This is a genomic window from Marinoscillum sp., assembly GCF_040222955.1.
GTDB lineage: Bacteria > Bacteroidota > Bacteroidia > Cytophagales > Cyclobacteriaceae > Marinoscillum.
The window spans coordinates 15,881-42,859 of the sequence record NZ_JAVKCA010000003.1; the positions used below are offsets into that span (position 1 = coordinate 15,881).

Annotated in this window: 28 protein-coding genes; 14 read left to right on the forward strand and 14 right to left on the reverse strand. The window is 47.9% G+C overall.

The genetic code is table 11. The features are described from left to right. Window positions 1–2: 2 nt before the first annotated feature. Window positions 3–1,088, forward strand: coding sequence for a DUF4249 family protein (locus RIH33_RS00640; RefSeq protein WP_406651081.1), 1,086 nt, complete (start codon window positions 3–5; stop codon window positions 1,086–1,088). A gap of 5 nt (window positions 1,089–1,093) precedes the next feature. Here RIH33_RS00640 and RIH33_RS00645 read toward each other — a convergent pair whose 3' ends face one another. Continuing rightward, the gene (locus RIH33_RS00645) at window positions 1,094–1,993 is read right to left on the reverse strand and encodes an aminotransferase class IV (RefSeq protein WP_406651080.1); all 900 of its coding nucleotides are present in this window, start codon (window positions 1,991–1,993) and stop codon (window positions 1,094–1,096) included. Between the two features lie 36 nt (window positions 1,994–2,029). Here RIH33_RS00645 and RIH33_RS00650 point away from each other — a divergent pair, with 36 nt between their 5' ends. Together RIH33_RS00650 and RIH33_RS00655 are read left to right on the forward strand one after the other, a co-directional pair. Next, on the forward strand, window positions 2,030–3,136 hold the full coding sequence (locus tag RIH33_RS00650) for a glycoside hydrolase family 130 protein (protein WP_406651079.1): 1,107 nt from the start codon (window positions 2,030–2,032) through the stop codon (window positions 3,134–3,136). A 4-nt stretch (window positions 3,137–3,140) separates the two neighbouring features. Then, window positions 3,141–3,563, forward strand: a complete 423-nt coding sequence (locus tag RIH33_RS00655; protein ID WP_406651078.1) for an ACT domain-containing protein — start codon at window positions 3,141–3,143, stop codon at window positions 3,561–3,563. Between the two features lie 2 nt (window positions 3,564–3,565). Here the strand turns inward: RIH33_RS00655 and RIH33_RS00660 are convergent, their stop codons facing one another. Beyond that, window positions 3,566–4,396, reverse strand: a complete 831-nt coding sequence (locus RIH33_RS00660) for a substrate-binding domain-containing protein (RefSeq protein WP_406651077.1) — start codon at window positions 4,394–4,396, stop codon at window positions 3,566–3,568. Between the two features lie 98 nt (window positions 4,397–4,494). Next, window positions 4,495–5,205 carry a sulfotransferase family protein gene (locus tag RIH33_RS00665; RefSeq protein WP_406651076.1) on the reverse strand — a complete coding sequence of 237 codons (711 nt, stop codon included), beginning with the start codon at window positions 5,203–5,205 and terminating at the stop codon, window positions 4,495–4,497. Window positions 5,206–5,287: 82 nt separating this feature from the next. Here RIH33_RS00665 and RIH33_RS00670 point away from each other — a divergent pair, with 82 nt between their 5' ends. After that, a complete protein-coding gene (locus tag RIH33_RS00670; protein ID WP_406651075.1) occupies window positions 5,288–6,091 on the forward strand; it encodes an alpha/beta fold hydrolase in 804 nt (267 codons plus the stop codon). A 5-nt stretch (window positions 6,092–6,096) separates the two neighbouring features. Here the strand turns inward: RIH33_RS00670 and RIH33_RS00675 are convergent, their stop codons facing one another. The 7 genes from RIH33_RS00675 to RIH33_RS00705 all read right to left on the reverse strand — a co-directional run bounded on the left by RIH33_RS00675 (window position 6,097) and on the right by RIH33_RS00705 (window position 14,482). Then, window positions 6,097–7,428 carry a toxin-antitoxin system YwqK family antitoxin gene (locus tag RIH33_RS00675; RefSeq protein WP_406651074.1) on the reverse strand — a complete coding sequence of 444 codons (1,332 nt, stop codon included), beginning with the start codon at window positions 7,426–7,428 and terminating at the stop codon, window positions 6,097–6,099. Window position 7,429: 1 nt separating this feature from the next. After that, a complete protein-coding gene (locus tag RIH33_RS00680; RefSeq protein WP_406651073.1) occupies window positions 7,430–8,017 on the reverse strand; it encodes a hypothetical protein in 588 nt (195 codons plus the stop codon). Continuing rightward, window positions 8,017–9,024, reverse strand: coding sequence for a 3-oxoacyl-ACP synthase III family protein (locus RIH33_RS00685; RefSeq protein WP_406651071.1), 1,008 nt, complete (start codon window positions 9,022–9,024; stop codon window positions 8,017–8,019). Before RIH33_RS00685 ends, RIH33_RS00680 begins: the two co-directional genes overlap by 1 nt. Before the next feature lie 115 nt (window positions 9,025–9,139). Further along, a complete protein-coding gene (locus tag RIH33_RS00690) occupies window positions 9,140–10,663 on the reverse strand; it encodes a hypothetical protein (protein WP_406651070.1) in 1,524 nt (507 codons plus the stop codon). 78 nt (window positions 10,664–10,741) lie between these two features. Continuing rightward, on the reverse strand, window positions 10,742–12,733 hold the full coding sequence (locus RIH33_RS00695) for an OmpA family protein (RefSeq protein ID WP_406651069.1): 1,992 nt from the start codon (window positions 12,731–12,733) through the stop codon (window positions 10,742–10,744). A 61-nt stretch (window positions 12,734–12,794) separates the two neighbouring features. Continuing rightward, a complete protein-coding gene (locus tag RIH33_RS00700; RefSeq protein WP_406651068.1) occupies window positions 12,795–13,523 on the reverse strand; it encodes an SOS response-associated peptidase in 729 nt (242 codons plus the stop codon). 2 nt (window positions 13,524–13,525) lie between these two features. Beyond that, entirely contained in the window at window positions 13,526–14,482 is a 957-nt protein-coding gene (locus RIH33_RS00705; protein ID WP_406651067.1) for a YheT family hydrolase, read from the reverse strand. Between the two features lie 136 nt (window positions 14,483–14,618). Here RIH33_RS00705 and RIH33_RS00710 point away from each other — a divergent pair, with 136 nt between their 5' ends. Both RIH33_RS00710 and hslV read left to right on the forward strand, forming a co-directional pair. Continuing rightward, on the forward strand, window positions 14,619–16,256 hold the full coding sequence (locus RIH33_RS00710) for a pyruvate dehydrogenase complex dihydrolipoamide acetyltransferase (protein ID WP_406651066.1): 1,638 nt from the start codon (window positions 14,619–14,621) through the stop codon (window positions 16,254–16,256). A 78-nt stretch (window positions 16,257–16,334) separates the two neighbouring features. Next, window positions 16,335–16,880 (forward strand): ATP-dependent protease subunit HslV, encoded by a 546-nt coding sequence (gene hslV / locus RIH33_RS00715; RefSeq protein WP_406651065.1) that lies wholly within the window; start codon window positions 16,335–16,337, stop codon window positions 16,878–16,880. Between the two features lie 56 nt (window positions 16,881–16,936). Here the strand turns inward: hslV and RIH33_RS00720 are convergent, their stop codons facing one another. The 3 genes from RIH33_RS00720 to RIH33_RS00730 all read right to left on the reverse strand — a co-directional run bounded on the left by RIH33_RS00720 (window position 16,937) and on the right by RIH33_RS00730 (window position 18,377). Next, on the reverse strand, window positions 16,937–17,407 hold the full coding sequence (locus RIH33_RS00720) for a hypothetical protein (RefSeq protein WP_406651064.1): 471 nt from the start codon (window positions 17,405–17,407) through the stop codon (window positions 16,937–16,939). Further along, window positions 17,404–17,703: a nucleotidyltransferase domain-containing protein gene (locus tag RIH33_RS00725; protein WP_406651063.1), complete on the reverse strand. Its 300-nt coding sequence runs from the start codon at window positions 17,701–17,703 to the stop codon at window positions 17,404–17,406. The genes RIH33_RS00720 and RIH33_RS00725 overlap by 4 nt, the downstream gene beginning before the upstream one ends. 83 nt (window positions 17,704–17,786) lie before the next feature. Continuing rightward, the gene (locus RIH33_RS00730; protein ID WP_406651062.1) at window positions 17,787–18,377 is read right to left on the reverse strand and encodes a LemA family protein; all 591 of its coding nucleotides are present in this window, start codon (window positions 18,375–18,377) and stop codon (window positions 17,787–17,789) included. A 107-nt stretch (window positions 18,378–18,484) separates the two neighbouring features. Here RIH33_RS00730 and RIH33_RS00735 point away from each other — a divergent pair, with 107 nt between their 5' ends. The 8 genes from RIH33_RS00735 (at window position 18,485) to RIH33_RS00770 (ending at window position 24,449) form a co-directional block, all read left to right on the forward strand. Then, entirely contained in the window at window positions 18,485–19,312 is an 828-nt protein-coding gene (locus tag RIH33_RS00735; RefSeq protein ID WP_406651061.1) for a TPM domain-containing protein, read from the forward strand. Between the two features lie 18 nt (window positions 19,313–19,330). Next, a complete protein-coding gene (locus tag RIH33_RS00740; protein ID WP_406651060.1) occupies window positions 19,331–19,984 on the forward strand; it encodes a TPM domain-containing protein in 654 nt (217 codons plus the stop codon). Between the two features lie 41 nt (window positions 19,985–20,025). After that, the gene (locus tag RIH33_RS00745) at window positions 20,026–20,220 is read left to right on the forward strand and encodes a hypothetical protein (protein WP_406651059.1); all 195 of its coding nucleotides are present in this window, start codon (window positions 20,026–20,028) and stop codon (window positions 20,218–20,220) included. An 844-nt stretch (window positions 20,221–21,064) separates the two neighbouring features. Next, on the forward strand, window positions 21,065–21,568 hold the full coding sequence (locus RIH33_RS00750) for a hypothetical protein (protein WP_406651058.1): 504 nt from the start codon (window positions 21,065–21,067) through the stop codon (window positions 21,566–21,568). Window positions 21,569–21,718: 150 nt separating this feature from the next. Further along, window positions 21,719–22,174: a hypothetical protein gene (locus tag RIH33_RS00755; RefSeq protein WP_406651057.1), complete on the forward strand. Its 456-nt coding sequence runs from the start codon at window positions 21,719–21,721 to the stop codon at window positions 22,172–22,174. Window positions 22,175–22,403: 229 nt separating this feature from the next. Then, window positions 22,404–22,838: a hypothetical protein gene (locus tag RIH33_RS00760; RefSeq protein WP_406651056.1), complete on the forward strand. Its 435-nt coding sequence runs from the start codon at window positions 22,404–22,406 to the stop codon at window positions 22,836–22,838. 162 nt (window positions 22,839–23,000) lie between these two features. Beyond that, the gene (locus RIH33_RS00765; protein WP_406658687.1) at window positions 23,001–23,726 is read left to right on the forward strand and encodes a hypothetical protein; all 726 of its coding nucleotides are present in this window, start codon (window positions 23,001–23,003) and stop codon (window positions 23,724–23,726) included. A 255-nt stretch (window positions 23,727–23,981) separates the two neighbouring features. After that, window positions 23,982–24,449 carry a hypothetical protein gene (locus tag RIH33_RS00770; RefSeq protein WP_406651054.1) on the forward strand — a complete coding sequence of 156 codons (468 nt, stop codon included), beginning with the start codon at window positions 23,982–23,984 and terminating at the stop codon, window positions 24,447–24,449. Between the two features lie 79 nt (window positions 24,450–24,528). On the opposite strand, the gene RIH33_RS00775 is transcribed toward RIH33_RS00770, so the two are convergent. After that, window positions 24,529–26,907: an endonuclease gene (locus tag RIH33_RS00775; protein ID WP_406651053.1), complete on the reverse strand. Its 2,379-nt coding sequence runs from the start codon at window positions 26,905–26,907 to the stop codon at window positions 24,529–24,531. Window positions 26,908–26,979: the final 72 nt, after the last annotated feature.

Here is a 26,979-nt window from a genome sequence, read left to right on the forward strand (position 1 = left end):
AAATGAAATATTTTGCTCCCTTTATCGGCTTCCTGGTCCTTATTTCCTCTTGCGAAACGCTGTACCTTCTGGATGAGGATAAGGACGTGGCCCGGCAGATAGTGATTTCAGGATACATCAATCAGGGCCCGGGACCTTATCAGGTGAAGATTCAGCAGACTTCCTTTACCGGGGAGGCACCCACCGATGTATTCAATGCGCAGGTGACACTGGTGGATGAAGGGGGTAACAGGGAGGGTTTTGTAGCCGAAACCTACACACAGGACAATAAATCCAGAGTGAATTACCGATGCCCGGCCAATATAGTGAAAGGATACCCTGGCCGCTCATACCACATAGAGGTGTTGCTGGCTGATGGCAGAAGGTATGAGACCGAACCGGATCGAATGCCTTTCTATGGGGGACAGGATGAAATTAGCTGGGAAGAATCCGAACTGACCACTACCTCCACTTTAGGGCTGGATGTGTCCGTGCCTGCCGTGAAATGCCACCTGACCACTCGTTTTCAGCAGCATGATGAGCCTATTTTTCTTACCTGGCTGGGCGAAGAGACTTATGCCTTTTTTCAAACAGATTTCCCTGATCCCTTTAACAACACCCCGCCTCCCTGCTACATCATCCGACCGATAGGCGCAGAGGAGCTCAACCTGTTTACGAATGTAGGTTACACCAAAAGTGAGTTTGAGGTACCGGCCATTATCTCCAGGGCCATCGACAAGTCTTTCCAGACCAAACACATTTTCACCCTGTTTCAATATTCCATGTCGGAGAGGAATTACCAGTACATGCGGAGCATTGAGGCGCTTACAGAAAACTCCGGTTCCCTCTTTGATACTCCTCCGGGCGTGGCGTATGGCAATGTGATTTCCCGTCAGGAAGACGAAAATGTCCAGGGCTTTTTTCAGGCTGTGTTGATGGACACCACCCGCATTGCCGTATTTCCTAATTTTCTCAACACCACCGTTTCAGATGACTGTGCCTATCTCAGTGGTACCTTTGAGTATGATTACCCGAATATCTGCAAGGACTGTTCCCTACTTCCCAATGCCTCCTTTGTGCGGCCAGACTATTGGGTGGATACGAACTGAAAAAATTACCATTTTTCGCACAGCGAGGGGATCAATTCCGCAAAAGCCTTTTGAAGTTGCCCCCTGAGGAGTTGCCCCGACTTGTTTTCAATCTTTCGTCCGTCTATTTCATGTATAGGAGTGAGCTCACCCATGGTTCCCGTGGCAAAGACCTCATCAGCATTGTAAAATTCCACCAGCGACAGGTTCTTTTCAAAAACCGGAATGCCAAGTTTTCCGGCCAGGTCGATGACCAGTCCCCGGGTGATTCCATGCAGACAGGCATCGGCAAAAGGGGTATACAGCACACCATCTTTGGCCATGAATAAGTTGGTGTCATTCAGCTCGGCCACAAAGCCCTGATGATCCAGCATAATGGCCGCATCCACGTTCGCAAAGTTGGCCTGTACCTTGGCCAGAATGTTATTGAGCAGGTTGGCATGGTGGATCTTGCTATCGAGGTACTGCGGATTGTTTCGACGCTGGGTACTGGTGATCACTTTTATACCCTTTTCATTGTCGTAGACGAGGGGCTTCCACTCTGCCAGCACTATCAAACATGGCCCTTTCTGATTCAGACGGGGGTCCATTCCAGAGGTGATTTTCTCACCTCGTGTAAGGGTGAGCCTGATGTGCGTATCTGTCGTCATCCCATTGGCCTCAAGGGTGGCTTTGATGGCGGCCTTAATGCTTTCGAAGGAGGGCATACTTTCAAACGCCAGGGCCTTGGCTGACTCGCTCATCCGGCGCAGGTGATGGTTCAGGCAAAAAATCCCTTCTTTATATACCCGGAGACCTTCCCAGATGGCGTCTCCTCCTTGTACTGAGGAGTCAAAGACAGAAACTTTGGCTTCTGAGCGGTCCATCAGACGGTCACCGACCCATACCTTGATGTATTCGTTTTTGGGATTATACTTTTGTAGCATTCGTTTTGTTAAATTGGGGTTTGAGACTTGAAAATTATGAGAATTTTTCCATTAATCACCCTGCTTTCATTGTTTATCACGGCATGCACCCCGGAACAGAAGGTTCCTACCGATTGGCAATTAACGGGCTTCATCAAAATGGATGCAGACAATCCTGTGCTTACTCCGGATACGACCACTTTGTTTGTGGATCCTATCAAAGGAGATACGGTGAAGTGGGAGGGGAAAGATGTCTTCAATCCTGCTTCTGTGGTAAGAAATGACACCCTGTTTCTGCTCTATCGTGCGGAGGATTTTGTGGGCAGGTACAACGGAACCTCGAGGATCGGACTGGCCTATTCACAGGATGGGATTCACTTCACCCGGTACCCTCAGCCAGTGTTTTTCCCTCAGGAGGATAAAGCAAAAATATATGAGTGGGAAGGGGGTGCTGAGGATCCCCGCATCGTGGAGGACGAAAGTGGCCGCTACATCATGACCTACACAGGATATGATGGAGACCTGGCCCGGCTGCTGCTGGCTACTTCTACAGACCTGAAACAGTGGACAAAATATGGATCGGCCTTTGCTGAGCAGGAGGACATTAACCGCTGGTCCAAATCGGGCGCCATTGTGTCGGAAATGAGCGATGGGCGACTCATTGCAAAAAAAATCAACGGTAAATACTGGATGTACTTTGGAGATACGGACTTGTTTTTGGCCTCCTCTGACGACCTCATCAAATGGACACCCGTGAAAGATGCCAAGGGGGAATGGATCAAGGTGCTGAGCCCTCGGGAGGGAAAATTTGACAGTGACCTGGTGGAGCCCGGACCTCCTGCGATGCTGACGAAGAATGGAATTTTACTGATCTACAACAGCCGGAATGCGCTGGACGACCGGTATGATGCTGCTTTGGCCCACGGTACCTACTCTGCCGGACAGGTGCTGTTTGATCCAGCGCATCCCGAGAGGATTATTGCCCGATCGGAGGACTATTTTTTCACTCCTGACAAGGACTATGAAATCACCGGCCAGGTTAATAATGTTTGCTTTCTGGAAGGACTGAGTTTCTATAAAGGTCAGTGGTTTGTGTATTACGGCACCGCCGATTCCAAAATAGCGGTGGCGGTGGCTCCGGAGAATAGCACATTATTCAGGTGAGGGTATGGGTGGTGAAACCAATTTGATCACCCTGGTGAGAAGCATGATGCCTGAGCTGCAACCGGGAGAATACGTATTTGCTTCAGTCACGAGTCTTACAGACATTAGCAGGGAGGAGACAATCTGTGAGTTCAAAGAGGCTGAAGGCGTCACTGTGGTGCTAAAGAGAGCGCGGGCGGATGCTCTGGGAATTTCTTACGACTTTGTGGCTTCCTGGATTACCCTTACCGTACACTCATCATTGTCTGCCGTGGGCCTCACTGCGGTCTTTGCCACTGCGCTTGCCAAAAACAATATCAGCTGCAATGTAGTAGCCGGCTATTACCACGACCATATTTTTGTGGACAGGGATGATGCACAGCGAGCCGTGGAGGTGCTCAGGGGCCTGTCTACAGAGGCGGACCCGCTGAGGTTTCTGAGCATGTAGATTTAATCCTGCACCGGGATGAGCCCAAAGGATTCAATTACACCTTCTGCATTTTTGCTTTTCAGGTACTGGAGAAAGCCTTTGATCGCCGGGTTGTTCATGTCACGATAATAGATTCTGAGTCCACGCTTCAGGGGATACTTTCCGTTTTCCAGGTTGCGATGGGTAGGTGCTTCAAATTGGGTCTGTGTGCTGTCAGAGGGCAGCTTCATGTTATGCACACTTTCCGTAAAGTACGCAAAACCAATGAAGCCAATGCCGTTCGGGTTGCTGCTTACCTTGGCTACAATTTCTGCATTGTCATGCGCTACCTTGGCAGTAGGGGCCAGCTGTTTTACACCAAAGTGCTCTACAAAGAACTGCTGCGTACCTGAGTTTTCATCCCGGATGATGGGTAAGATGAGTCCCGGTTGGCCACCCAGCTGGTTCCAGTCATAGATAGTGCCTGAGTAGATTTTCTGCAGGCTTTCGTCGCTCAGGGAGTCAATGGGGTTGTTTTGATTGGTGATCACCACAATGGCATCATAGGCAACGACTGCCTCGTTCACACTGTGATCAGCGCCCAGCGTTTTTTCCAGGTCAAAAGGGAAAGAAGAGAGCCCGATCTCCGCTTCAAAATTTTTGATGGCCATCAGACCGGTGCGGCTACCACCTCCTTCTATGCTAATGGTGATGCTGTCCTGGCGTTTTTCAAAATCATTTTTGAGCTCCAGAAAAGTTTCATACATCGACTCACTACCCTTCATGCGAAGCTGGTAGTGGTTGATCTCTGGCTGGCTACAAGCGGCCAGGGTGAACAGGGCAATAATAGGTGCGTAATGGATTGTCTTCATGATTGTAAATGAAAACACGAAGCTAGAGAACGAACCTACTATCGTACACCACAGGCCTGTTAAGTAATAACTAACAATATGTTAGCTTTTGATAAAACCTAAGCTTTTATGGCGCTATGAACCATTTTCTCATAAAGGGGTAACGCCTCAGTATACAATGCTTCACATTCAGGAGGTAGTGCTACCGCTGCTGTGACCTTCTTTTCGAAGCCTGTGGAGGCATGTACATTCTTGTACCAATATTCGGCCCACACGCCATCTTCTGCCAGTGCGCCGGCGGGCCATTGGAGCATGGAGGGTTCGAAAGTGAGGCCAAGGGCCTGGCACAGTTGTCGGAGCACTTTTTCAGGATTTTTCAGTACTTCGTTGGAGTCAATCACGGGACAGCTTTGTGTCTCTAGCAACTTTTCATAAAGCTCATATTGCCTGGCCACACCAATATCGGTCATCTGTGGGTTGGGGATGACTTTTGCAAAGGAGGTAATCAACTGCTGAGGATCACGGATCAAAAAGACATTGCGATAGTCCTCCAGGAAATCGATGTTCATATTGATGAGGTGATGGGCCATGTTTTTCACAAATACCACCTCATGCTGGCTGGCTGTATGCTGGATCCAGTTGCGCACTTCGCTCACCGTTTTGGGCTGGCTCGCTATGATGGCCTCCTTTCCCGGGTGATCTGCCTCTGTGAGGTTGAGGTAGTAGCCATAGAAAGGCTCATCCATTACTTTGGTGTAGGGTCTGTGTGCAAAGGAGTACATGAGCGCGGTGGAGATGTTTCGGGGCGAAGAAATGAGGTTGATGATCATGTGATGTTGGTTTGATGCTGAAATATATAACCAAAATCGGGAATCTGGCGTTTTGCCTACCATGAGACAAGCGCCAATATTGATGATTGCAGTTTTTCTGTGCGGCTGCATGGAATTCAGACTGGAGCCGGAGGCCTTTCAGGAGATTTTTAAAGACCGCTCCATTCAGCCGGTTTCGGAGACCATCGAAGTGGGCGCCAATCACATCCATTATGTCTATATAGATCAGGGTAAAGCCAATCTGGCGGTGTTTATTCATGGATCTCCCGGTTCGTGGAGTGCCTTTCTGGACTTTTTCAAAAATGATTCACTCCTTCAAACCTACGATGTGCTCTCCATTGATCGTCCCGGATTTGGCGCCTCAGACTATGGCAGGCCGGAGCCTTCATTGCAAAAACAGGCATATTATCTGGAGGAGGTGATCAGGAGATTTGATCAGCCCAACAAAGTGATGGTGGGTCACTCCCTGGGTGGTCCGGTGGCGGCCCGGATCGCCATGGACTATCCGAATCTCACACAAGCCATGGTGTTGGTGGCGCCCTCAGTGGATCCGGCTATGGAACGCTACGAGTGGTACCGAACATGGATAGAAACCAGGGTAGGTGGTTGGGTGACTCCCACTGACTTTTGGGTGAGCAATGAGGAAATTTTGCCCCTTAAAGATGAGTTGGACAGTCTGACACCACTTTGGAAGTCGGTGCGGATTCCGGCCATCGTCATTCAGGGAACTAAGGATGTGTTGGTTCCCAAAGAGAATGCAGAATTTGTGCGGAGGATGATGGGCGACTCGCTTACGGATATTCGGTACCTGAAAGGTGTAAATCATTTCATCCCGTGGAGTCACCCACATGAAATTGTGAAGGCCCTGCAGGATTTGGGTTTATAGTCGTCTTATTCTGGCTGGGTATCGGAGTAGTCCACCGTATCGATCAGGCGTCCGCGCGTATTGAAAAAGGACCACACTCCTGTCATTTCGCCTTTGGTGTATTGACCTTCTGCGGCTATTTTCCCATTGGGGTGATATTGTTTCCATTCGCCCGTCTGCAATCCCGTGAGGTATCGCCCGGTTTCTTTTAAGGTGCCATCTTCGTAGTAGTATCTGGCCACACCGGCTTTTTTCCCGCTAATCAATTCTTCCTCTGAGGCAATGGTGCCATCCTGATGATAAGAAAGGAGCGTGCCGGTGCCATTTTTCAGAGTACCTGGAGTTAGTTCTTCGCCCTGAATGGTAAAAAAGGGACTTACCTCCACGAGTCTTCCCAGTTTCCAGACCTGCTCTTGTTTGAGCTGTTCGTTTTCATAGAAAAGTCCCCAAAGTCCATCTTCATCTCCGTGCACAAAGCTTCCGATCATTCGTGGGATGCCAGAATCATAGTAGTAAATCCACTGGTTTTCCATCAGCCCGTTCTGATACTGCCCTTCATAGTCCAGGGCTCCGTTGGCTTTAAAGTACTTCCAAAGTCCGGTTTTCTGGTCGCGCTCATAGTCCCCAATGGAGAACAGTGTGCCATCTTCATAAAAGCTGAGCCATTTACCCGTTTTGAGGCCCAGGGCGTATTGCCCTTCCACGCTCTTGGCTCCACTTTCGTGAAACTCTTTGTAAGCACCATTGAGGAGGCCATTTTTGAAGCGAAACTCTTTGCGGAGTTGCTTATTGGGGTAGTAGATCTTCCAGGTACCAGACTCTATGCCATTGGTATAATACTCCTCAGTCTTTAATCGGCCGAAGGAATAGTAAAAGAGGCTTTTTCCGTTAAGCTGACCATTTTTGTATTTCTTCACGAAGTTCACATTTCCCTCCGGAAAGTACTCTATCCAGGTGCTGTCCTGCTGACCATTCAGGTAATACCCGGTCAGCGCCAGTTTTCCATTGTCATAGTATTCTTTGTAAGGGCCGTTGAGGACGTTTTTCTCATACGTGCTTTCATTGATCAGCACCCCGTAGGCATCCAGTTTTCTGTTGAGGCCATGTTTTACTCCATTCTCATACTCTATGATCTCTTTGAGGGTACCGTTCTGGTTGTAGTACTTCCATACTCCCGTCTTCTGACCATTCTGCACGGCTCCCACAAAGGCCCGGGTGCCATCGTCGTATTTGGAGCGGTATACCCCATCGGGTAGGGTGTCGGTCTGGAATACCCGCTGATTGGGGTCCAGTTCAGTGTCCTGGGCCAGCACCGGCCCCAGGGTGAGTATAGAAAATGCCAGAAGAAGTATTCGCATATTACTGGAGGTAGTTCAAAAATCGGGCAAAACTTTTCAATGCGAATGATTCGTACTCAGACCAGTCCGTCACCGGCAGGTAATCACTGATTTTTAAAAAACCTTTTTCCTTAATGTGTTGATTCACGGTTTCTTTGGTAAGTGCTGAGATTTGTTGATAATTATTTTGTTGGTAATGATAGTCCCAGGGTTGATCATTCACACAAAAGTATAAAGCATTTTGGGTGAAAATGTTGTTAATAATCCTGGATTTGTTTTGTTGCAGGTAGTCTCCCTGCAGATGAAGGGTGCAGCTAAAGTGGTGACCCCACCAGAGCATGGCTCGAAAGGCGAACACCTCTTTTTGGGTGAAGAGTCTGGGGTAATCCAATATGAAGTAGGGTAGCCCCTGGTATTGTTCACCTTTGGAGATTTTTCCGGCTTTCAAAAAGGTGCCCTCCGGAAATTTGAAGGGCATTTCTTTGATTTCTTCAGCCAGTGACCGCTCTATTTTGGCCAGGTATTGGATGATTTTTTCAGACAAGCTGTTTTTCAGCTTCAAAAAGTTCTGATCATTCAATATGTCCAATTCTTCGGCGGTAGGTCTCATCACCAGCGTATCAATGCAGAAGCCCAGGTAAATCCACTTCCAAATGCCGCCAGACATACCAGATCGCCCGGCTTGATCTTTCCTTCCAAATGGGCTTCACTTAGCGCTATGGGAATGGAAGCAGCGGTAGTGTTGCCGTAGCGCATGATGTTGTTATACACATTGTCGTCACCCAGTCCCATCTTTTTCTGGATAAACTGACTGATTCGCAGGTTGGCCTGGTGTGGGATGAGCATGTCGATATCGCTGGTCTCAAAACCATTGCTCATTAGGGCTTCGTGGATTACTTCGCTGAAGCGGGTCACGGCATGCTTGAAGACAAAATTGCCATTCATATAAGGGTAATAGCTGGTGTCTTCCGGATCGTTTTCGCTCATGATCTTGTCTACCCATCTGTTGGTAGCCGGGCCAATAAGGGCCAGTTCTTTGGCATGTTTTCCTTCTGAATGGAGGTGTGTGGAGAGGATACCTTTAGTCGTATCTTCTGATCGGGAAAGCACTACGGCTCCTGCTCCGTCACCAAATATCACGGTTACTCCGCGGCCTCTGGTGGATTTCTCGAGCCCGCCCGAATGGTATTCGCTTCCGATCACGAGCACATTTTTATACATGCCTGTTTTCACAAACTGGTCCGCTACGGAGAGGCCATAGATAAATCCGCTACACTGGTTGCGTACATCCAGGGCACCTATTTCACCGATGCCCAAAAGCTCCTGCACCTGCACCCCCGGGCCGGGAAAATAATAGTCAGGACTCAGGGTGGCAAAGACGATGAAATCAATATCCTCAGGGGTAAGGCCTGCATTTTTAATGGCTATTCTGGCTGCTTTCGTCCCCATGGTGGAGGGCATGTCATCTGTGGTGGGGTCTATCCACCGCCGTTCTTTGATTCCGGTCCTTTCCTCTATCCATTCGTCAGAGGTTTCCATATATTGTTCCAGGTCTTTGTTGGTGACTACATTGTCTGGTACGTAGTGGCCTATGCCTGAGATTTTTGAGGTGTACATGCAGTAGGGTTTTATGGGGTTAATGATTTCATTGGTTTTCAAAAATAGAGCTAAAAGGACATATTTCCCCTAGTCCGGTTAAATATCACAACCTTAAGCCTGCAATGTCTCCCGCTTATTTGACTGAGAAATCCTTGAAATGCGTAGTAGGCTCCCCGGATGTATCGTGAATTTCAAATTTTTCCTCCAGGATAATTTTTCCATTTTGGATAATCTCTACTTTGAAAGTTTCGTCCCCAATAATCCGGGTGCTGTACCTTCCGGTCTGGTCTATGGACGAGCTGAAGTATTCGTCGAGGTATTGGTAGGGGCGAAAGCGAATTTCAGCATTGGTAAGGGCTACCCCTCTGGTTTCATCAAAGATTCTACCTTCTATTTTTACCTTTTGCACTTCCCAGAAAAAATAGATATCAAGACCGCCTTTTGAATGGAGTCGGTCTGATACAAAGTACCCGGAGGTCTGATTGTCGTTCATCTTAAAGTGAAGTTCATCATTTGGAGAGTTGATGGGCCAGCCCATGTTCTTCGGCTCTGACCAGGTGAAGGAGGTTTCGTCGTAGTAGCTCACATAGACGTCATACCCGCCTATTCCGCCGGGCCTGTTGGAGCTAAAGTATAAGGTCTTCTCGTCGGGTGAGAGGTAAGGGCTGTCTTCGTCGTAAGCAGAGTTGATGCTGGTGTAGAAGGGGGCAGGCTTGCTCCACTTGCCACCGGCCGGGTCTTTGAAGGACTCATAGAGGTCCAGGCCATCGGTGTCTTCGTCTGAGGCGAAGATGATGCGGTCTTCGTGTTCGTTGATAAAGAAATGGGATGCCAGGTGGTTGTTGGAGATTCGGGCATCAAACTCCACCGGTGTGGTCCAGCTACTGCCTGAGGGTTGGCTGTAAAAAAGGTCTCCGCCATTTTCTTCCCTGAAAAGAAAGAGTTTACCATCGTCATTTACGACCTCTATGTTGGCATTGCTTCGGGTGAAGGTGCCCAGGTTTTTTACCTCTTGCACAGGCTCCCAGCCGTTGGGTCCACTTTTGGTGTAATAAATGGCAAAGGGCTTTTCTCCACTGCCCTTCCTGTCGGATGCAAACAGCAATTCATTTTCACCTTCAAAGTATACAGGGCTTAGTTCTGAGGCAGCGGAATTCACCGGACTTTCCAGCTGATGGATTTCATAGTTGTCCGGGTTGTTGAAGAATTCTTTCAGCTGGGTGCTGTGCTCCACCATTTCCAGCGACTCCTCCTCGGCGTTACCTGCATAGGCTATTTTCTGGTGAAATTTTTCAAAAGCTGAGACCGCCTCACTGATTTGGTACCGCCTCGTATGGATCTGGCCCAGCCAGTAGTAGTAGTGATCGTCGGTGCTGCCATAGGAGCTTTCAAAACTCAATATTTTGCTCAGGGCCTTGTCGTCACCCTCGGGGCTGAGGAGTGTGGCAATCTCCATTTTATATTCCAGGTCCTGATATTGCGGATCGATCGCTGCGGTTTCTTTGAAATAGCCGAGAGCAGCCGGATATCGATGCTGTCCGAGGCTTTCCAGCCCTTTTTCGTAGAGTTTTGCTTCCTTTTGGGCAAATGAGAAAAGGGACAAGAACACTCCTGCTCCGCATAGGAGCGTTCTTATCAAAGTTGTTTTTGGCGCCATTTTGAATGAAAATTAACTTTGCACCTCAAGTTATTTAAAAAATGATGTATCGGGGATGTAGCGGTCGTGAAATTTTACTTATTCCAGCACTTTGAACTCTATGCGGCGATTCAGCGCCCGGCCATCCACCTCATCATCATTGGAGGCCATGGGGCGGCTTTCTCCATAACCTGTTGTGGTAATCCGGGAGGCATCTATTCCCTTTTCAACCAGCCAGGTTTTTACAGATTCAGCCCTTCTTTGAGACACTATGAGGTTGGCCTGCCTGGAGCCTATGTTGTCCGTATGTCCGGAGACTTCAATGCGGATTTTCGGATTTTCTGTGAGAAATGTGAGGAGCTGGTTCAATTTAGGGTCTGACTCTTTCCGAAGCTGACTGGTACCAAACTCAAAATAAACATTGCTCAGGGTCATGTTTTGATTGTTGCTGGTGTTTTCACTGGTGATCTCTTCCTGGGGTTGAGCGCCATCAGTACTTTCCTCAGAAGGAGCAGTCTGGTTATACCTCGCTTCTAGGGCGGCCCTTTGTTCGGCTTCCAGATCGGGTGGGAGCAAATAGAAGTCTTTGATGTGAATGACATTGTCACCTTCGGCTCCATCAACGGTGAAAATCTGATTCATGAGGGTGTCGAACCCCTGAAGTACTTCCACTCTGAAGCTCTCATTGGCAATGATTTGAGTTTTGTACCTCCCTGATGAATCGAGTTTTGAGCGAAAGTATTCATCCAGGTACTGGGCCGGGTGAAAGCGGATCTCACCATGGGTGACCGGCTCCTGAGTGATGCCATCTACCACACGTCCTTCAATGGAGGTCTTCTGTATTTTCCAGAAGAAGTAGATGTCGAAATCCCCAATAGAGTGTATCCTGTTGGAAGAAAAATAACCGGAATTGAGGTCAGGGTTGATTTTGAAATTGACTTCATCATCGGGTGAGTTGATGGGCCAGCCCATGTTCTCCGGATCCGACCATTGACGGGTTTCAGGATCCAGTTCCGATACATACACATCATAGCCGCCTACGCCATTGGGCCGGTCAGATGAAAAGTAGAACCTGGTTTCATCTTCTGACAGAAAGGGACTGTCTTCGTTGAATGTAGTGTTCAGGTTGGTAGCAAAGGGATGAGGTTTTTCCCATCTTCCGGATTCCGCATCTTTGAACGACTCCATCAGGTCCAGGCCGTTCTTTTTGTTTTTTGAAGCGAAAATGATCCGGTCTTCGTGCTCATTGATATAAAAGTGTGATTCCAGTCTGGTGGAGGTGATTTTGCTATCGAACTCCACGGGTTTTGTCCACCCGCTGGCGGTCAGCTCACTGTAAAATAAGTCACCTTTTTTAGCATTGAAATGAAAGAGTTTGCCATCGTTGTTGACGACTTCCACATTGGTTATTTCTCTCTTGAAGGATCCCAGCACTGAAATTTCGGTGGGGGCATTCCACCCCACATCGCCACTTGTGGCCTGATAGATGACGAAATCATCCCGATCCGGATTGAGTCTGTTAGAAGCGAAAATAAGCTCATCCTTTTCCTCGAAATAGACGGGGGTGAGTTCAGCATATTCAGTGTTGATTGGCTTGCCTAGCTGGTGCACCTCAAAGTTGTCGGGGTTGTCGAAGAAAGCGATGAGCCTTTCCGTTTGTGCAATGAAATCCTTTGTTTCCATCACAATTTCCTCACTTTTATAGGCTTTCTGCTTCAGAAATTTTTGCCAGGATTCCACGGCTTCCGGGAACATGTACCGGTTAGCAAATACACGCCCCATCCAATAATGGTAAAATTTGTCAGTTTTTTGTTTGATCTCGCTGTATCTGACAATTGCATCAAGAGGTCGTTCACGATATTCCTTTTGTGTGAGCAGGCTCAGCTCCAGCCGGTAGTCCGAGTCTTTGTAGGACTTCCCTGAGGCGGCAATTTCCTGAAAAAAGTAGGCTGCGGCTGGAAAATCCTCATCATAGAATGCGTAAAGCCCTTTATTGTATAGTTTTTTTTCTTTCTGTGCATGGACACAGGTAAAGGACAATAAAGTGGCAAACAGGAACAATGGGACTCCCTTTTTAAGTGATATTCTCATACTTTATAGCAAAATAAAAAATACTCCGGCGCTGGCTTTGGGAGGTAATCGTGACAGAAACTTAACTGAACAAGGTATAATTTCCAAACTGATCTGCCGGAGGAGCTGGTTTTACCAGGCCTTCATCGTTGTTTTTCAGGTCAGTCAATCGTGGGCTTACCGCATGCATTTTCAGGCTGCCGGGAGAGATGTTGCCGAGTATTTCTTTCAGCCTGCTCAGGTCGGCATTTTCATCCATCCAGCTTACGGCCTGCTCGCTACTTAGTATAGCAGGCATGTCTTCCTGATAGTCTTGCAATGGCCCGGTGGAAGGTACCACCAACATATTGAAGGTGCTATTTACTTTGTCCTGCAGGTCATCAAACTCTTCCCATACCCCTGCTATGGCAAAGGGAAGCTGGTACTTATAGTAGCAGAAATAGGGCACCCTTTGCTTTTTGCTTAGCTGTTTCCAAACATAAAACCCATTGACTAAAATGAGGCAGCGTTCAGCCTGGAGTATTTTTTTATACGCAGGTCTTTGCAGGGCATTGTCGCTGGTCAGGTTAAACAGACGCGGGCTGATGGATTTGTTATTGGCCATGGCATCCGTGATGCCCCAATGAAAATATTGAATCTGCCCTGGTTTTTTGTTGGTAATTACGGGGAGTTTCTGTGCAGGGGCGGCATTGTAGCTTTCCCTGAAGGAGCCCTGGTTTTTTACAGAAAACTTTTGCTCCAACTCCTCGATGGGGCAGAAAATGGTATAGCGATCGTACACAGACGGAAAGATAGCATGGTTTGTACGCAAATCTAATTTTGCTGGCAAAATTCAAGCGCCCGCCGCTCAGACCAGAAGTAGGGTTGACTGCTTTTTTGGTAAAAGCCCACATGGCCGCCGTGCTTGGTGGTTTCCAGATGCACCAAAGGGAGGGCTGCGGTGAGCCGGTGATCTATGCTCTCCCTGCTCAGCAGAGGGTCGTTGATTGAGTTGAGAATAAGGGTGGGTACTTTGATGCCGTTGAGGAAATATTTGGCGCTGCACTGTCGGTAATAGTCCGTGGCGTTTTTGAAGCCATGGAGAGGCGCGGTGTAGTGATCATCAAAATCTCTAAGGGTTTTGACGTTTCTCAACTTTTCTACGTGGATCTGATCCGGCATCAGAAAGGCTTTTTCGCGTATTTTCTTTTTGAGGTTTCGGAGAAATCGCTTTTCATAGATGAGTCCATTGGCCGTGTGTAGTTTATCCACTCCGGCATCCAGGTCCAGGGGAGCCGAGATGGCTACACCACGCTTTATTTGTGGATATCGGATGGCCTCACCCAGGTATTTGAGAGTGAGGTTGCCACCCAGGCTAAACCCCACCAGGCTGATGTCCTGATAATCGGGTAAAGCAGCCTGGACGACTGCATCCAGGTCATCTGTGGCTCCACTGTGGTAAAATCGGGCGGTTCGGTTCATTTCCCCGCTACAGCCTCGGAAGCTCCAGGTGAGTACGTCATATCCGTTCTCATAGAAACACTTGGCCATACCCAGCATATAGGGCCTGTCGGCACTCCCTTCCAGTCCATGCTGGATGATAACCAGCCGGGAGCAACCCTGCTTTCGCCAGTCCAGGTCCAGAAAATCACCGTCAGGTGTATCCAGTCGTTCGTGGGTGGCCGGAGCTACTTTTTTTACTTTTCTGAATAGTGCCGGATAGATGGTTTCCAGGTGCGGGGAGAAGAACCGTTTGGGGCGTATGTAGTCAAAGTTGTCTTTCGCGGGCATTTAAAATTTTTAAAAAAGAAGTCCCTATTTTTTCAATTTGTTATAATATCCAAATTAAAGGATTAAAGATGTTGGAGAAAAACCGACATGGATTAACTTTGGAATTGTTTGATAAGATATAAATAATGCGGATAAAATGGCTGAAGTAATCAGAATGCCAAAGATGAGTGACACCATGGAAGAGGGGGTCATCGCATCATGGATCAAAAAAGAGGGTGATGAAGTGTCTTCCGGGGATGTGCTGGCAGAAGTGGAGACCGATAAGGCCACTATGGAGTTGGAGTCCTATCAGGATGGAGTGCTTTTATACATAGGGATACAGGAGCAGGAATCTGTAGCCGTGGATGGTGTGATTGCCATCATTGGCGAGAAAGGTGAAGACATCTCCGGACTACTGAAGGATATAGAAAGTGGTGGGTCCAATGGAGCTTCTGAAGAGAAAAAAGAAGCTGCCGCTGAATCAGCCCCATCCAAGGCTGAGGCGGTGGATACCTCCGGGATCAATGCCTCGGTGATCCGCATGCCAAAGATGAGTGACACCATGGAAGAAGGCGTAATCTCTTCCTGGATTAAGAAAGAAGGTGATAAAGTGGAAGCTGGCGATGTGCTGGCCGAAGTGGAAACCGACAAAGCAACCATGGAACTGGAGGCTTATGAGGATGGGACGCTCCTGCACATTGCCATTGAAGATGGTGGTTCTGTGCCGATCGATGGTGTGATAGCTATTATAGGAGAGGCGGGTGCCGACTGGAAAACGCTACTGAAAGCCGAAGCGGCTGGCGGAAGTGCGCCAGCCAAAACAGAAGATAAACCAAAGGAAGAAAGTGTATCAGCAGCTAGCGCCGCACCGGAAGCCAAAGCCGCAGCGGATACGTCATCCAGCTCCAGCAATGGCAGACTGAAGGCTTCGCCGCTGGCTAAGAAAATAGCTCAGGAGAAAGGATATGATTTGGGTCAGATTGCCGGCTCAGGTGATGGTGGCAGGATTGTGAAGAAGGATGTAGAGGACTTCAAGCCTTCACAGGCAGCTCCTAAAGCAGAAGGCAAGGCTGCTGAGGCCCCGGCGGTTCATATCCCTAAAGTAGTGGGCGAAGAACACTCAGTGGATGTGAAAGTGACACAGATGCGCAAGACCATCGCGAAGCGACTGTCTGAAAGTAAATTCACTGCGCCGCACTTCTACATCACCATGGAGATCAACATGGACAAGGCGATTGCCGCACGAGCCAGCATGAACGAGATGTCTCCGGTGAAGCTTTCTTTCAATGATATGGTGGTGAAGGCCACTGCAGCGGCGCTTCGTCAGCACCCAGACGTGAACGTGAGCTGGCACGGAGATGTGATGAAGAAACATTCTCACATCCACATAGGTGTGGCTATGGCCCTGCCTGAGGGACTGATTGTGCCCGTGATCCGCTTTGCAGATAACAAGTCACTGTCGCACATTTCTGCGGAAGTGAAGGACTTTAGCCAGAAGGCAAAAAACAAGCAATTGACTCCTGACGATTACACCGGTAACACCTTTACCATTTCCAATCTGGGAATGTTTGGTGTAGAGGACTTTACCGCGATTGTTAATCCACCGGATGCGTGTATTCTCGCAGTGGGCGGCATTAAAGAAACCGTGATCGTGAAGAATGGCGAGATGAAACCTGGCAACGTGATGAAAGTGACCCTTTCATGCGACCACAGGGCGGTGGATGGAGCCGTAGGAGCCGCCTTCCTGAAAACACTCAAAGGATTGCTGGAAGATCCGGTTAGAATTTTGATTTAAGGAATCAGACAAACCATATAAAGAGATGTCCCGTTATGCAATGACGGGACATTTTTATTATAGAATAAGCGATACAACATGGGAAAAATAAAAATAAGATCTACCACCGTGGTAGCCATCAAGCACAATGGACAAGTGGCCATAGGTGCAGATGGACAGGCCACTATGGGCAATACGGTAGCCAAGAGCAATGTGAAGAAGATTCGCAAACTGCAGGATGGTAAGATCATTACTGGTTTTGCAGGGTCTACGGCCGATGCCTTCACCCTGCTGGAGCGCCTGGAGGAGAAACTGGCTACCTATACCGGCAACATGAAACGTGCCGCGGTGGAGCTGGCCAAAGACTGGCGCACCGACCGATACCTGAGGAGGCTGGAGGCCATGATGATCGTGGTGGACAAAGGGGAGATACTGGTGATCTCCGGTACAGGAGATGTACTGGAGCCCGATGATGACATAGCTTCGATAGGCTCCGGAAGCATGTATGCCCGTGCAGCGGCCATAGCTTTGAAGCGTCATTCGCCGGATATGACTGCTGAAGAGATGGTGCGTGAGAGCCTGGGCATAGCCGCGGATATCTGTATCTACACCAACCACAACCTGGTGGTGGAGACGGTGAAGTAAATAATGAAGGGAAGGAGCAGTCTGATGATTTAGTCAGGTTGCTCTTTTTTCAACACTCACCCCAATTTTGAATCCACAAAATCCGTGAATTTTTTAAATACTGACTTGAGGTAAGTAATTCGCTCAATGAGTGCATTAAGTGCCTCAGCTTTGATCTGATCTGCATCCGGGTATTCGTGGGTTAGTTCATTTCTCAATTCCCGAAGCTGTAGCCACTCAGTGGCGTCATTCATAATCGACAATCTCTCCAGGAGATGGAGCCTGTCTAACATGGTTAGATCATCCACTGGTTCGCCCAAAAGTGCCAGCCCGGAATGAAATAATCGGTTCCCCATGCAATCCTGAAGTTTGGTAAACCTGAAAATCAATTGATCCGTGAAGGCAATTTGATCATTGCTGAGATTCTTCACGGTTTGTTCACTTAGAGGATAAATCTCCGATGTCCGACGGAAGGCATGATTGAGATGGTGGAAGTGCAACTCAGATTCCTTTCTTGCAGCATTGAATCTTATTTGCCAGTCTTTCATAGCAGTAATCCTTTTAACGCCTCCTGATAAATGAGGTCTTGCTCATCGGGAGCACTTACCGACCTCACGATTACGTCAATTTTCTGATCTCCTATTAATTGTTTGATCCTGGCTTTAAAGGTGAGTTTCTTTGTGAGGAGCTGTGTGGGATCGTCAGTTCTGATCAGTAAATCCAGGTCACCACCTTTTCTGTCATCGGACACCCGTGACCCAAAGAGATAGACTTCACAGGCATTGCCAAAAATGGATTGGGCGGTTTTCTTGATGTGAGCAATATCCGAATTTGAGACCCTCATAGAGTAAAGATAGCTATTTGATTTGGTCGAAAGAAGGCACCCGGTTGATCATGAAGACCAACCCGGGGCCAATTGTACCAGACTTAAAACTGTACCTCAGGAGCTTTTTCAGCGCCTTCTACTGATGCGAATTGAGGTTTCTCTTCGAACCCAAGTGATTTCGCAAACAAAACCTGCGGAAAAGAAGTGATGTAAGTATTGAAGTTTTTGGCCGCTTCATTAAATCGTGTGCGTGACACTTGAATTCTATTTTCAGTGCCCTCTAACTGGGCCTGAAGTTCCAGAAAGTTTTGATTAGACTTGAGCTCGGGATACTTTTCGACAGTAACAAGAAGTCTGGAAAGTGATGAGCTTACCTGACCCTGAGCGGCTTGAAATTGCTGCAGCTTTTCTGAGGTTAGGTTGCCCGCATCTACCGTTACACTTGTAGCTTTTGCACGTGCTTCGGTTACTCCAATCAACACTTCCTTCTCTTGCTCAGCGAAACCTTTGACAGTATTGACAAGGTTGGGGATTAAATCATACCTCCTTTGATATTGCGTTTCCACATTGGCCCATTCAGTTTTAACCTCTTGATTAAGTCTTACCATTTCATTGTAGCCCCCTTTTACGGAACTATAGATCCATATAATGGCGATTGCAACAACGATTAGTATAATCCATTTTTTATTCATGGTGTTTCAATTTAATTTTTGAATTGTGTTGACTAAGTTACAAGGATAAGAGAACAAACGACATTGTGAAAATTCGGATACTGATACCTCTATTAATTTTTCTTTCATTGGGTGCATGGTCACAGGATGTGGCGCTGCCCGACCTTACCCGTCCGGTGACAGACCTTACGGGCACACTATCTCCGGGGGAGCAGAGCAGCCTGGAGCAGAAGCTTCAAAACTATGAAAGCACCAAAGGCAGCCAGGTAGTGGTGGTGCTGATCCCCACTACGGGTGAGGAGACCATCGAGCAATACAGCATCCGCCTGGCAGAGGCCCGGAAGATCGGACGGCAGGGTGCAGATGATGGCGTGATCATGCTCTTTGCTATGAGCGATAGAAAAATGCGTATAGAGGTAGGCTATGGCCTGGAGGGGGCGCTCACGGATGCGCTTTCCAAACGGATCATTACCAACGTCATTACTCCGGAGTTTCGCTCGGGGCATTTCTACAAGGGAATAGACAGTGGGGTGGATGTGGTGATCAGTGTCATCACGGGCGAGGAGCTGCCTCCGGCGGTTAAGCAGCGACCCACCAACAGTACTTCATCCAAAAGCTGGGTGCTGCCGGTGTTAGTGTTGGGTTTTATTTTCACCGGGATACTTAAGGCGGTACTCACCAAAAAGCTCGGTAAAGGCAAGGCCACAGGGGTGAGTGCTGTGATTGTGTTCGTCCTTGGCTGGCTCCTGATCGGGCTGGTGGCTGGCATATTCATAGCCATCATAGTGGCCATCTTCATGAGTGTGCCTTCCAATGGAGGCCGTGGCGGAGGTGGCGGTATGTTCTGGGGCGGCGGCTTTGGTGGGGGTGGAGGCTACTCAGGTGGTGGCGGCTTTGGTGGCTTCTCCGGTGGTGGCGGTGGTTTCGGTGGTGGTGGTGCCTCTGGTGGGTGGTAATATTTAATATAGGAACAAATGGCTAAGAAATATACTTTTTCGGAATCAGAAAAGCAGCAGGTGGAGCAGGCCGTGAAAGACCTGGAAACGGTGTCTTGCGGTGAAATAGTGCCCTACTTCGTGGGAGCGAGCGATGACTATGCGGAAGCCTCCTGGTACGTGAGCACATTGCTGTCGGGATTTACGCTGGTGCTGCTGGGTCTGCTTTCATACACATGGATGCTGCCTTTCAGGATGACCCCTATGGAAGTAGCTATTGTTGCTTTTTTGGCGCTCATCGTCGGTTTTTTGTTTCCCCTGATTTTCCCTCAGGCCAAGCGCTGGATCATTCCCAAAGAGCGACAGGCGCAGCGGGTGCGCCAGCGGGCGCTGGAGGCATTTTTGAATGAAAAAGTATTCGAAACGGAGGAGCGTGTGGGCATACTCATATTTGTGAGCAGGCAGGAGCACATGGTGCTGGTGCTGGGAGATGAAGGCATCAGCCGAAAAGTGCAAACAGCTGACTGGCAGACCGTGGTAGATGAAGTGGTGATGGGCGTGAAGGCCAACCGAATAGGCGAAGGCCTGGTGAAGGCCATTGGTATCTGCAAGGAATTACTTCTTAAAAATGGTTTTGTCCGAAAGTCTACAGACACCAACGAGCTGGATGACGGACTGAGGATAGAGGATTGAAAGGGCTGTTTGTGCTGGTTTGATAGGTTTTATACTGGACGTTGAGCCCGGCATATTACCCTGAGTGGAGCATTGTCACGCTGAGCCTGTCGAAGCGTAAGGACAATGCCGGCACCGAATCACCCATCTGTCTGATGGTTCGACAGGCTCACCATGACAGATGGGAGGATATACCTACCCAATTGATCCTCATGATCGATCCTTACGGAGCCAAAACCCCTCTGAAGCTGCTCTGAATTAGCCATGAGATTCCGGTATTCTTCGTGCCTCAGAAACCGGAATGACCTTTTTTTTTCGTTCCGTCATTCCGTTTTTTGGGCGAAGCACAGCGGTGGACAAAGACCGGAATCTTTAGGAATAGTGACCAGGTTTCTCAAATTTTCCCTCTTGCTGGAGCCCCATCATCTGATCACGGCTGGTGGATTACACCTTCCCGGAAGATCCCAAGTGCCATTTCTTGACGGAAAAGCCTCCTTTGGGAGCTTTTTGCTTGACGGTGTCTTGTCCTGAGCATACCGGGTGTGAATCAGGTAAACCTCCAGGATTTTCAAAACCCTGGAGGTTTCCTGGAAGGGCGAAAAATAATGCTTGACTCGTAATGGTTATATGCCTACTTTGGAGGGCAATGAACTTACAGATGGGAGGACATACCTACCCAATTGATCTCATGATCGATCCTTACGGAGCCAAAACCCCTCTGAAGCTCCTCTGAATTAGCCATGAGATTCCGGTATTCTTCGTGCCTCAGAAACCGGAATGACCTTTTTTTTCCGTTCCGTCATTCCGTTTTTGGACTTCTTAACAGGCCTGAACCTGGAACCTCAACTTCCAGGCGGGACGGCCCGACAGAATTCCGGGCGTGCGATGGCCCCGATACTGATCGGATAGGGTGGGAAGCGATCATTCTGTCATGATTTTTGGTTACTTTTCATCAAGGAAAAGTAACAGCCTACCCGGCTTGAGGGTATCTCGATAGCCTACAGTGGTTTGTTCTGGATGGAAAATCAGCTAGATTTGGTACAGGCCGGTAGCCGGGGGTTGTTGGTCGGTTGTTAGGCACAATAATTCATACTCAAATCAATGGATGAAGCTTATAACAGATTTTCTCTTAAAGCAAGTCTCATATTAATTCCTCTTTTCATTATTCTTTGGTTCTGGGTTGGAAAAAGCACGAATCATTGCCCCTCTATGCAAGAAGCTATGGGTAAAAAGCTTGAATTTCTTAAGAATCCGGATGCTATAATGGAAATGAAGCTTAAAAAGTTAGAGTACCAATATGCAAACAATCTAGTTTCTTACGAAATGACTTTTTCTGATCCTATAGTACTTGAACAAATAAGAAGAATGATCCGCAATCGAACTAGGGGAGAATGGAATCGACAGACAAGAGGATGGGAAGCGATTATGAGTTTGAGATTGCATTCAGGAGACACCTTAAATATTGAAGTCACAAAAATTAAAAGTGGAAAGGCGGGTGAAACACATCTCTATTTCCTCTTTGACAAGTGTCATGATGACAACCCAAACTATTCTTTAACTCTTGGCAACTATTTAGAGCAACTTACTGCCTCAACTACAAAATAATTCTTTAAAGACTGTGCCCAACAAAAAATGCTAGCGATACAGATATCAGACCGCTACTAGTAACTATAGTAGGTACCCACCACTATCAATGAATTAAAAGGAACATGCAGATAAGTTACTTTTATTGATCACTTTACCGAACGAGAAAACATGAAACTCAGAATTTTAACACTCACCATTCTTCTTGTAGGACTGAACAGTTTAAACTCCTTTGCTCAAGATAACGGGCAAAAACTTATTGACGAATTTTTCTCAAGATATGAGAATGAAGGAGTCGAAGTGGCTGTTGACGAACTTTACAAGACGAATCCTTGGACTACTAGAATCCAAGATGCCATCAACAACGTGAAAACTCAATTGGCGAGATATAACGAGGAACTAGTTGGCAAGTATTACGGGTACGAACCGATAGTGACTAAACAACTTGGGAACTCATATGTCTTACACTCCTATCTGGTCAAATTTGACAGACAACCACTCAGGTTTACGTTTCAACTTTACAAGCCGGACAAGGAGTGGAGATTAGCCAGTTTTGCCTTCGATGACAGCTATAATGACGAACTTGAAGAAGCGGCAAAAGTCTATTATATGGACCTAGATAAGTAGATAGCTTCACACTGAATCCCGAATATCTATCTGAAACTTAAGATGGGAAAGCATGCTTCAAATCGACCGATAGATCCTAACATCTGGTTAGCGCTTGGTTCAATACCTGACTTTCCTATCTTTTAGTTAATAAATCAGTTTCTTGGAATATTTATAGGAAGGGAAGCTAAGGATAGTACTCACCATGTCTTCAGAACTTACAGTTGAACCCAGAAACTTTTGGAACAGAATGGCCATTCAAGGTCTTCCTCGATGGATTATTTCTCTAGTTCTCTTTGGACTCCTTTATCAACAAGGAACTTATGGGTTAGTTGTCTCATTGGGACTACTAACCATATTCACAATTCAGACTGCTATTGGAGCTAAGTACCAACTTGTGAACTTTTCAAGACAGGCGAACGAATTTGAATTTCAGTTTTACAAGTTTGACCGTCTTCAAACGATTAAGATTCCGGTAGGTGAACTGAAGATGAATTGGAAACCAATCCTTCAACATCGGAAGGGCTGGACATTGAAATTCTATTGGAACAATCAATTCATTTTTCATCAGAAGAACTTTGATAACTGGACAATTGAAATGCAACAGGAACTCTTCAGGAACATTGTAACTGAACAGGGTCGTGAGCCAACCGTAGACGAAAAAATAATATCAAATTGGAAGTAGAGTGCTAACAAACCCTCATCAGGCATGTGCCTCCCGATAGCTACTGGGAGTGCTTTCTGAGAGTTTCTTAGAAAACAAACCGCTACACTACCCATTCTGTTAGTTCATCTCCCGCCCCACCTTCCATCTTTCTGGTAGAAGACTTGAGTTTCGTAGTACATCGTGGATACTGTTGTAGGGGTTGGGCAGTTCAGCTATCTTTATCGTGACCTAGCGGCTGTAGACACAGCAGATAGCTGGTCGGTGAAGAGATTCAATTACGCATATAAAATCATGAACAAAATACTTCTTTTACTTTTTTCAGCTATTTCACTGAATTTAAACGCACAAACCAACTTCTTTGAAGGTCGAATATCTTTAAAGCTACAATACTTCGATTCTCTTGGTAATGAAGTTAATGCGGCAACCCTTGGAAGGGATACTGAGATGCACTACTTCGTTTCGGAAGGCAATTACAAATCGCTAAACGAAAAGGGTGTGATAACTCAGCTCTTTAACAGCTCCTCGAACAAATACTTTTTCAACAATCAAGGACAAATTCAAGTAATGGATGCGTCATTCAAATACCCTCAAACGGGAACTGTGAAACAGCTTTCCGGAGAAGAAGAAATCCTCGAACTAAAGTGCAGTAAACTAACAATTGAGAGTGAGAGTGATTTCACAACTTACTACTTTTCCCCAGAACTGACTGTGAACAAAGAGCTTTATCAAAACCATAATTTCGGAAACTGGAACTTGTTTCTTAACTCGACAAACGGTGCTTTAGCATTGAAATATGAAATTGAATATCCAAGTGCCGGATTATCTGTGCTAATGGAAGCCTATGAGATTGAAGAAATCGATATGTCAATAGAAGATTTCAACATTGAGTCATATTTAAAAAAATAGCGATCTCCAACATTGATGTCATGAATGGGTATCGGTCTGGAAGGTTAGTGCTCTCGATAGTTATCGGGACTATTCCCCACCCATCACGACAGGATGATTATCACAAGTCATGAGAAGATCAAAGTCTTTTTTGCAACGAAACACCTTTAGCTAGAAATCTACTACACGGACGAACGACTGCTAATTTTACCGCAACAGACGGAACAAGATTCAATTTCTTAGTGAAAATGGTGAAAGACATTAGACCTAAATAATATGAAAACATTAATGATTATACTGTTTGCTCTTCTATGCATTACAAGCTCCTGTGACTTTAATCTGGGAGGTGGAAATAAGAAATCTGCCTATGTTAGTCTTGATATGACTATTTATTATGAAAATTCTGCGGGTGAGAATCTCCTGGATACTAACACGGATGGTCATTATAGCCAGGAGGATATGGAGATTTACTATGAACAGAACGGGGAGGCGATTCGCGTAGATGATGGGTATTTGCTTACGGGGGACTCCAATGGAAAGCAATACCTCGTTCTTTGGCCAGATACTACCCAAGTAAGTGAAATTACCACGACCTATTTAAAGCTTTCTGAGGTGGATATTGATACAATACAGGCAGATGTCGAAGTGAAGGTAGGATTTACCGTGGTTGGGAATGTCTGGTACAATGGCGAATTGGTTGTAGAAGAGGGTGAAGAGTTTAGGATATTTACGATTGTCAAGTGAAGTGAACGATATTTCTTCTGAAAAAAACGAGGCGCGCATTCTCAGAATGCGCGCCTCGTTTTTGATAGGATAGTGCTGCTTACTCCACGATCAGCTTGCCTTGGAAGGTCTCCTCACCGCCTGTGACGGTAACAAAGTAAAACCCGCCACCAAGCGTGCCGGTCTTGATCTGTGTGGTCAGAAAGCCATTGGCTGCCTTGTGAGCCTGGGTATAGACGATCCTGCCGTTCAGATCGCTGATCTGTACCTGCAGGTAGCCTTCGGTCTTCACTTTCAGGTGCAGGTTCACAAAGTCCGCCGCAGGGTTGGGGTAGAGCTCCGTGGTGAAGGTGCGAATGCTTTCGTCAGTAGCTGCCACCCTGCTGCCACTGGCAGAGATGGTCACGGCATAGTCTTCCACTTCGCCATAGCTGAAGGCCTCGCATGAGGTGGGTGCACCATTGTACTTCATGCTCACGCGCATGGTGGTGATCCCCTCAGAGGCCGAGGTGGGGATGGAGATGCTGCCTGTGGTGGTAGACTGTATGGGGCCGGTACTGAAGAGCTCTTCTCCGGCATCCGCAAAGTCCCCGTCGCGGTTCAGGTCCACCCATATTTTGATGTATTCATCATACACCCCGGATGGGAATGCAGGTGTAAGGCTGAAGGGATAAGACTGCCCTTTGGCTACCGTGGTAGAGAGGCTGGTGTAGTTGCCATAACCACCATCGTTGCCGCTGGAGTTGTTGATAGCTCCCAGGCTAAAGCTGGAAATGTACTCGTAGGAGGAGTTGTTGCCCTGGGAGGAGCAGTACCCTGTGGGCATGGTGCCGCCTGTGCCACCACCACCACCTCCGCCGGAGCTACCGCCGGTGAGCAACCCCACATTGTCAAAATTGTCCTGTGCCAGGGTGGTCCATTCGGACGTGCTGTAGGTGGAGGAAGGTCCCGCCACAGTGGCTTTTCTTTGCAGGGTCACATTCTGCGCAAAGTTGCCCGAACCGCCACTGAATGTCCCTACGATATCAGTGAGCACATCATTCTCAAACAGACCCACCGGATCGTTGCCGTTGAAGGTCATCACCGAGCTGGAGGTGGTGAGGTCTGCTTTGGCCAGCAGGGTGCTGCCCGCGCTGCTGTAGACGATCACATAGACACTCTGGGCAGGCAGTGTGCCGCTCAGGCTCAGCGGCGAAGACCAGGCGCCTGCGCCGTTCACTTGTTTTTTCAGTGTATAGGCCGAGAGGTCTACAGAGGAAGATCCTATGTTGGCAATCTCAATGGCTTTGTTGTTGGAGGAGCCCTCCACATACTCGGAGATGATCACCGTGCCCGTGGAGCCACCGCCGCCACCTCCTCCGCCACCACTCCCTATGGTGAAGGACTTGGTCTCTGATGAGGTGAACTGTCCGCCACTGGCGAGTGTACCTGCCGGGGAGGTCCATTCATATGAACCTAATCCGTAGGAGCAGCAGATGCCATCGCCATACTGGTCGTTGATGGTGAAGTCATAAGTGCCATCGGTCAGGCAGAGGCTTTCTACATGCGAAGTATTGGCATCCGTGTAGCCACTGCCTGAGGCCACGGTGCTGCCATCTTTGGTCAGCGTCCAGGAGGTTTCCGCAGGGTAGTTGTCGGTCACCAGGGTGAAGGTCACTTCTGTGTTGGCGCAGCTCCCGCCACCTCCACCGCCACCACCTCCGGAACCCCAGATAGAGGCCACGTATTCCGGATGGTCGATGAATGGGTTTCTGTTGCCCTGATAGCCAAAAATGGCGTCATTACGATCCATTTCCAGGGTGGTCACCGGGTCTTGCTCGTGCCACAGCAGTAGTACCGAAAGTTTTCCATGAAAAGGTGTCTTGTCCGTGTTGGAAAGGATGTCTTCGGTGAGCTCCAGGTCAGGTTCGCCGTTTTCACCTTCGTAGCGGGTAGCCATGTAGAAGATCATTCGGGCCACATCTCCTTTCACCTCATCACCCGGGTACCAGGTGTAGGCGGAGCCGGATTTGGCAGGTGTAGGTCCGGAGTAGTTGCCTGATCCATCTACATATTGGGTGCCTCCATCGTCAAAGGCCCGGTTGTTTCTGGCTGAGTTGGTGGACACGTCTTCCGCCCGGATGTGGTGGATGTCGGTGCCGGGCCCCATGGTGGTGCCAAAGTCACCCCGCGATTTGGCCCAGACGTGCTCACGGTTCCATCCGGCCCCACCGGCATATTCTGCGGCAGCATCCATAGAGAATCGTGAGTAGATGCCCATCACGTTATTGGGGTTGTTGGGATCCACATCTGTGACCTTCAGCAGGTCCCATACATTGGCGTAGCTGTATTCCGTATGCCCATCGATGATGTCGTTCAGGGCGGCTTTCAGAGCTTCCCCGGACAGTCCGTTGGCAGTGTTGTAATACCCGGCAGGTGCCTGCGCCCCCACGGAGAATACAATGAGTAGTAGTGATAAGAGTGAGAAGGTTTTTTTCATGATACGTTTTGAATTAGGTTACCCGAAGATACTTTGAATGAGCACCTTTTGCGATTACAATATCTGCGTGGT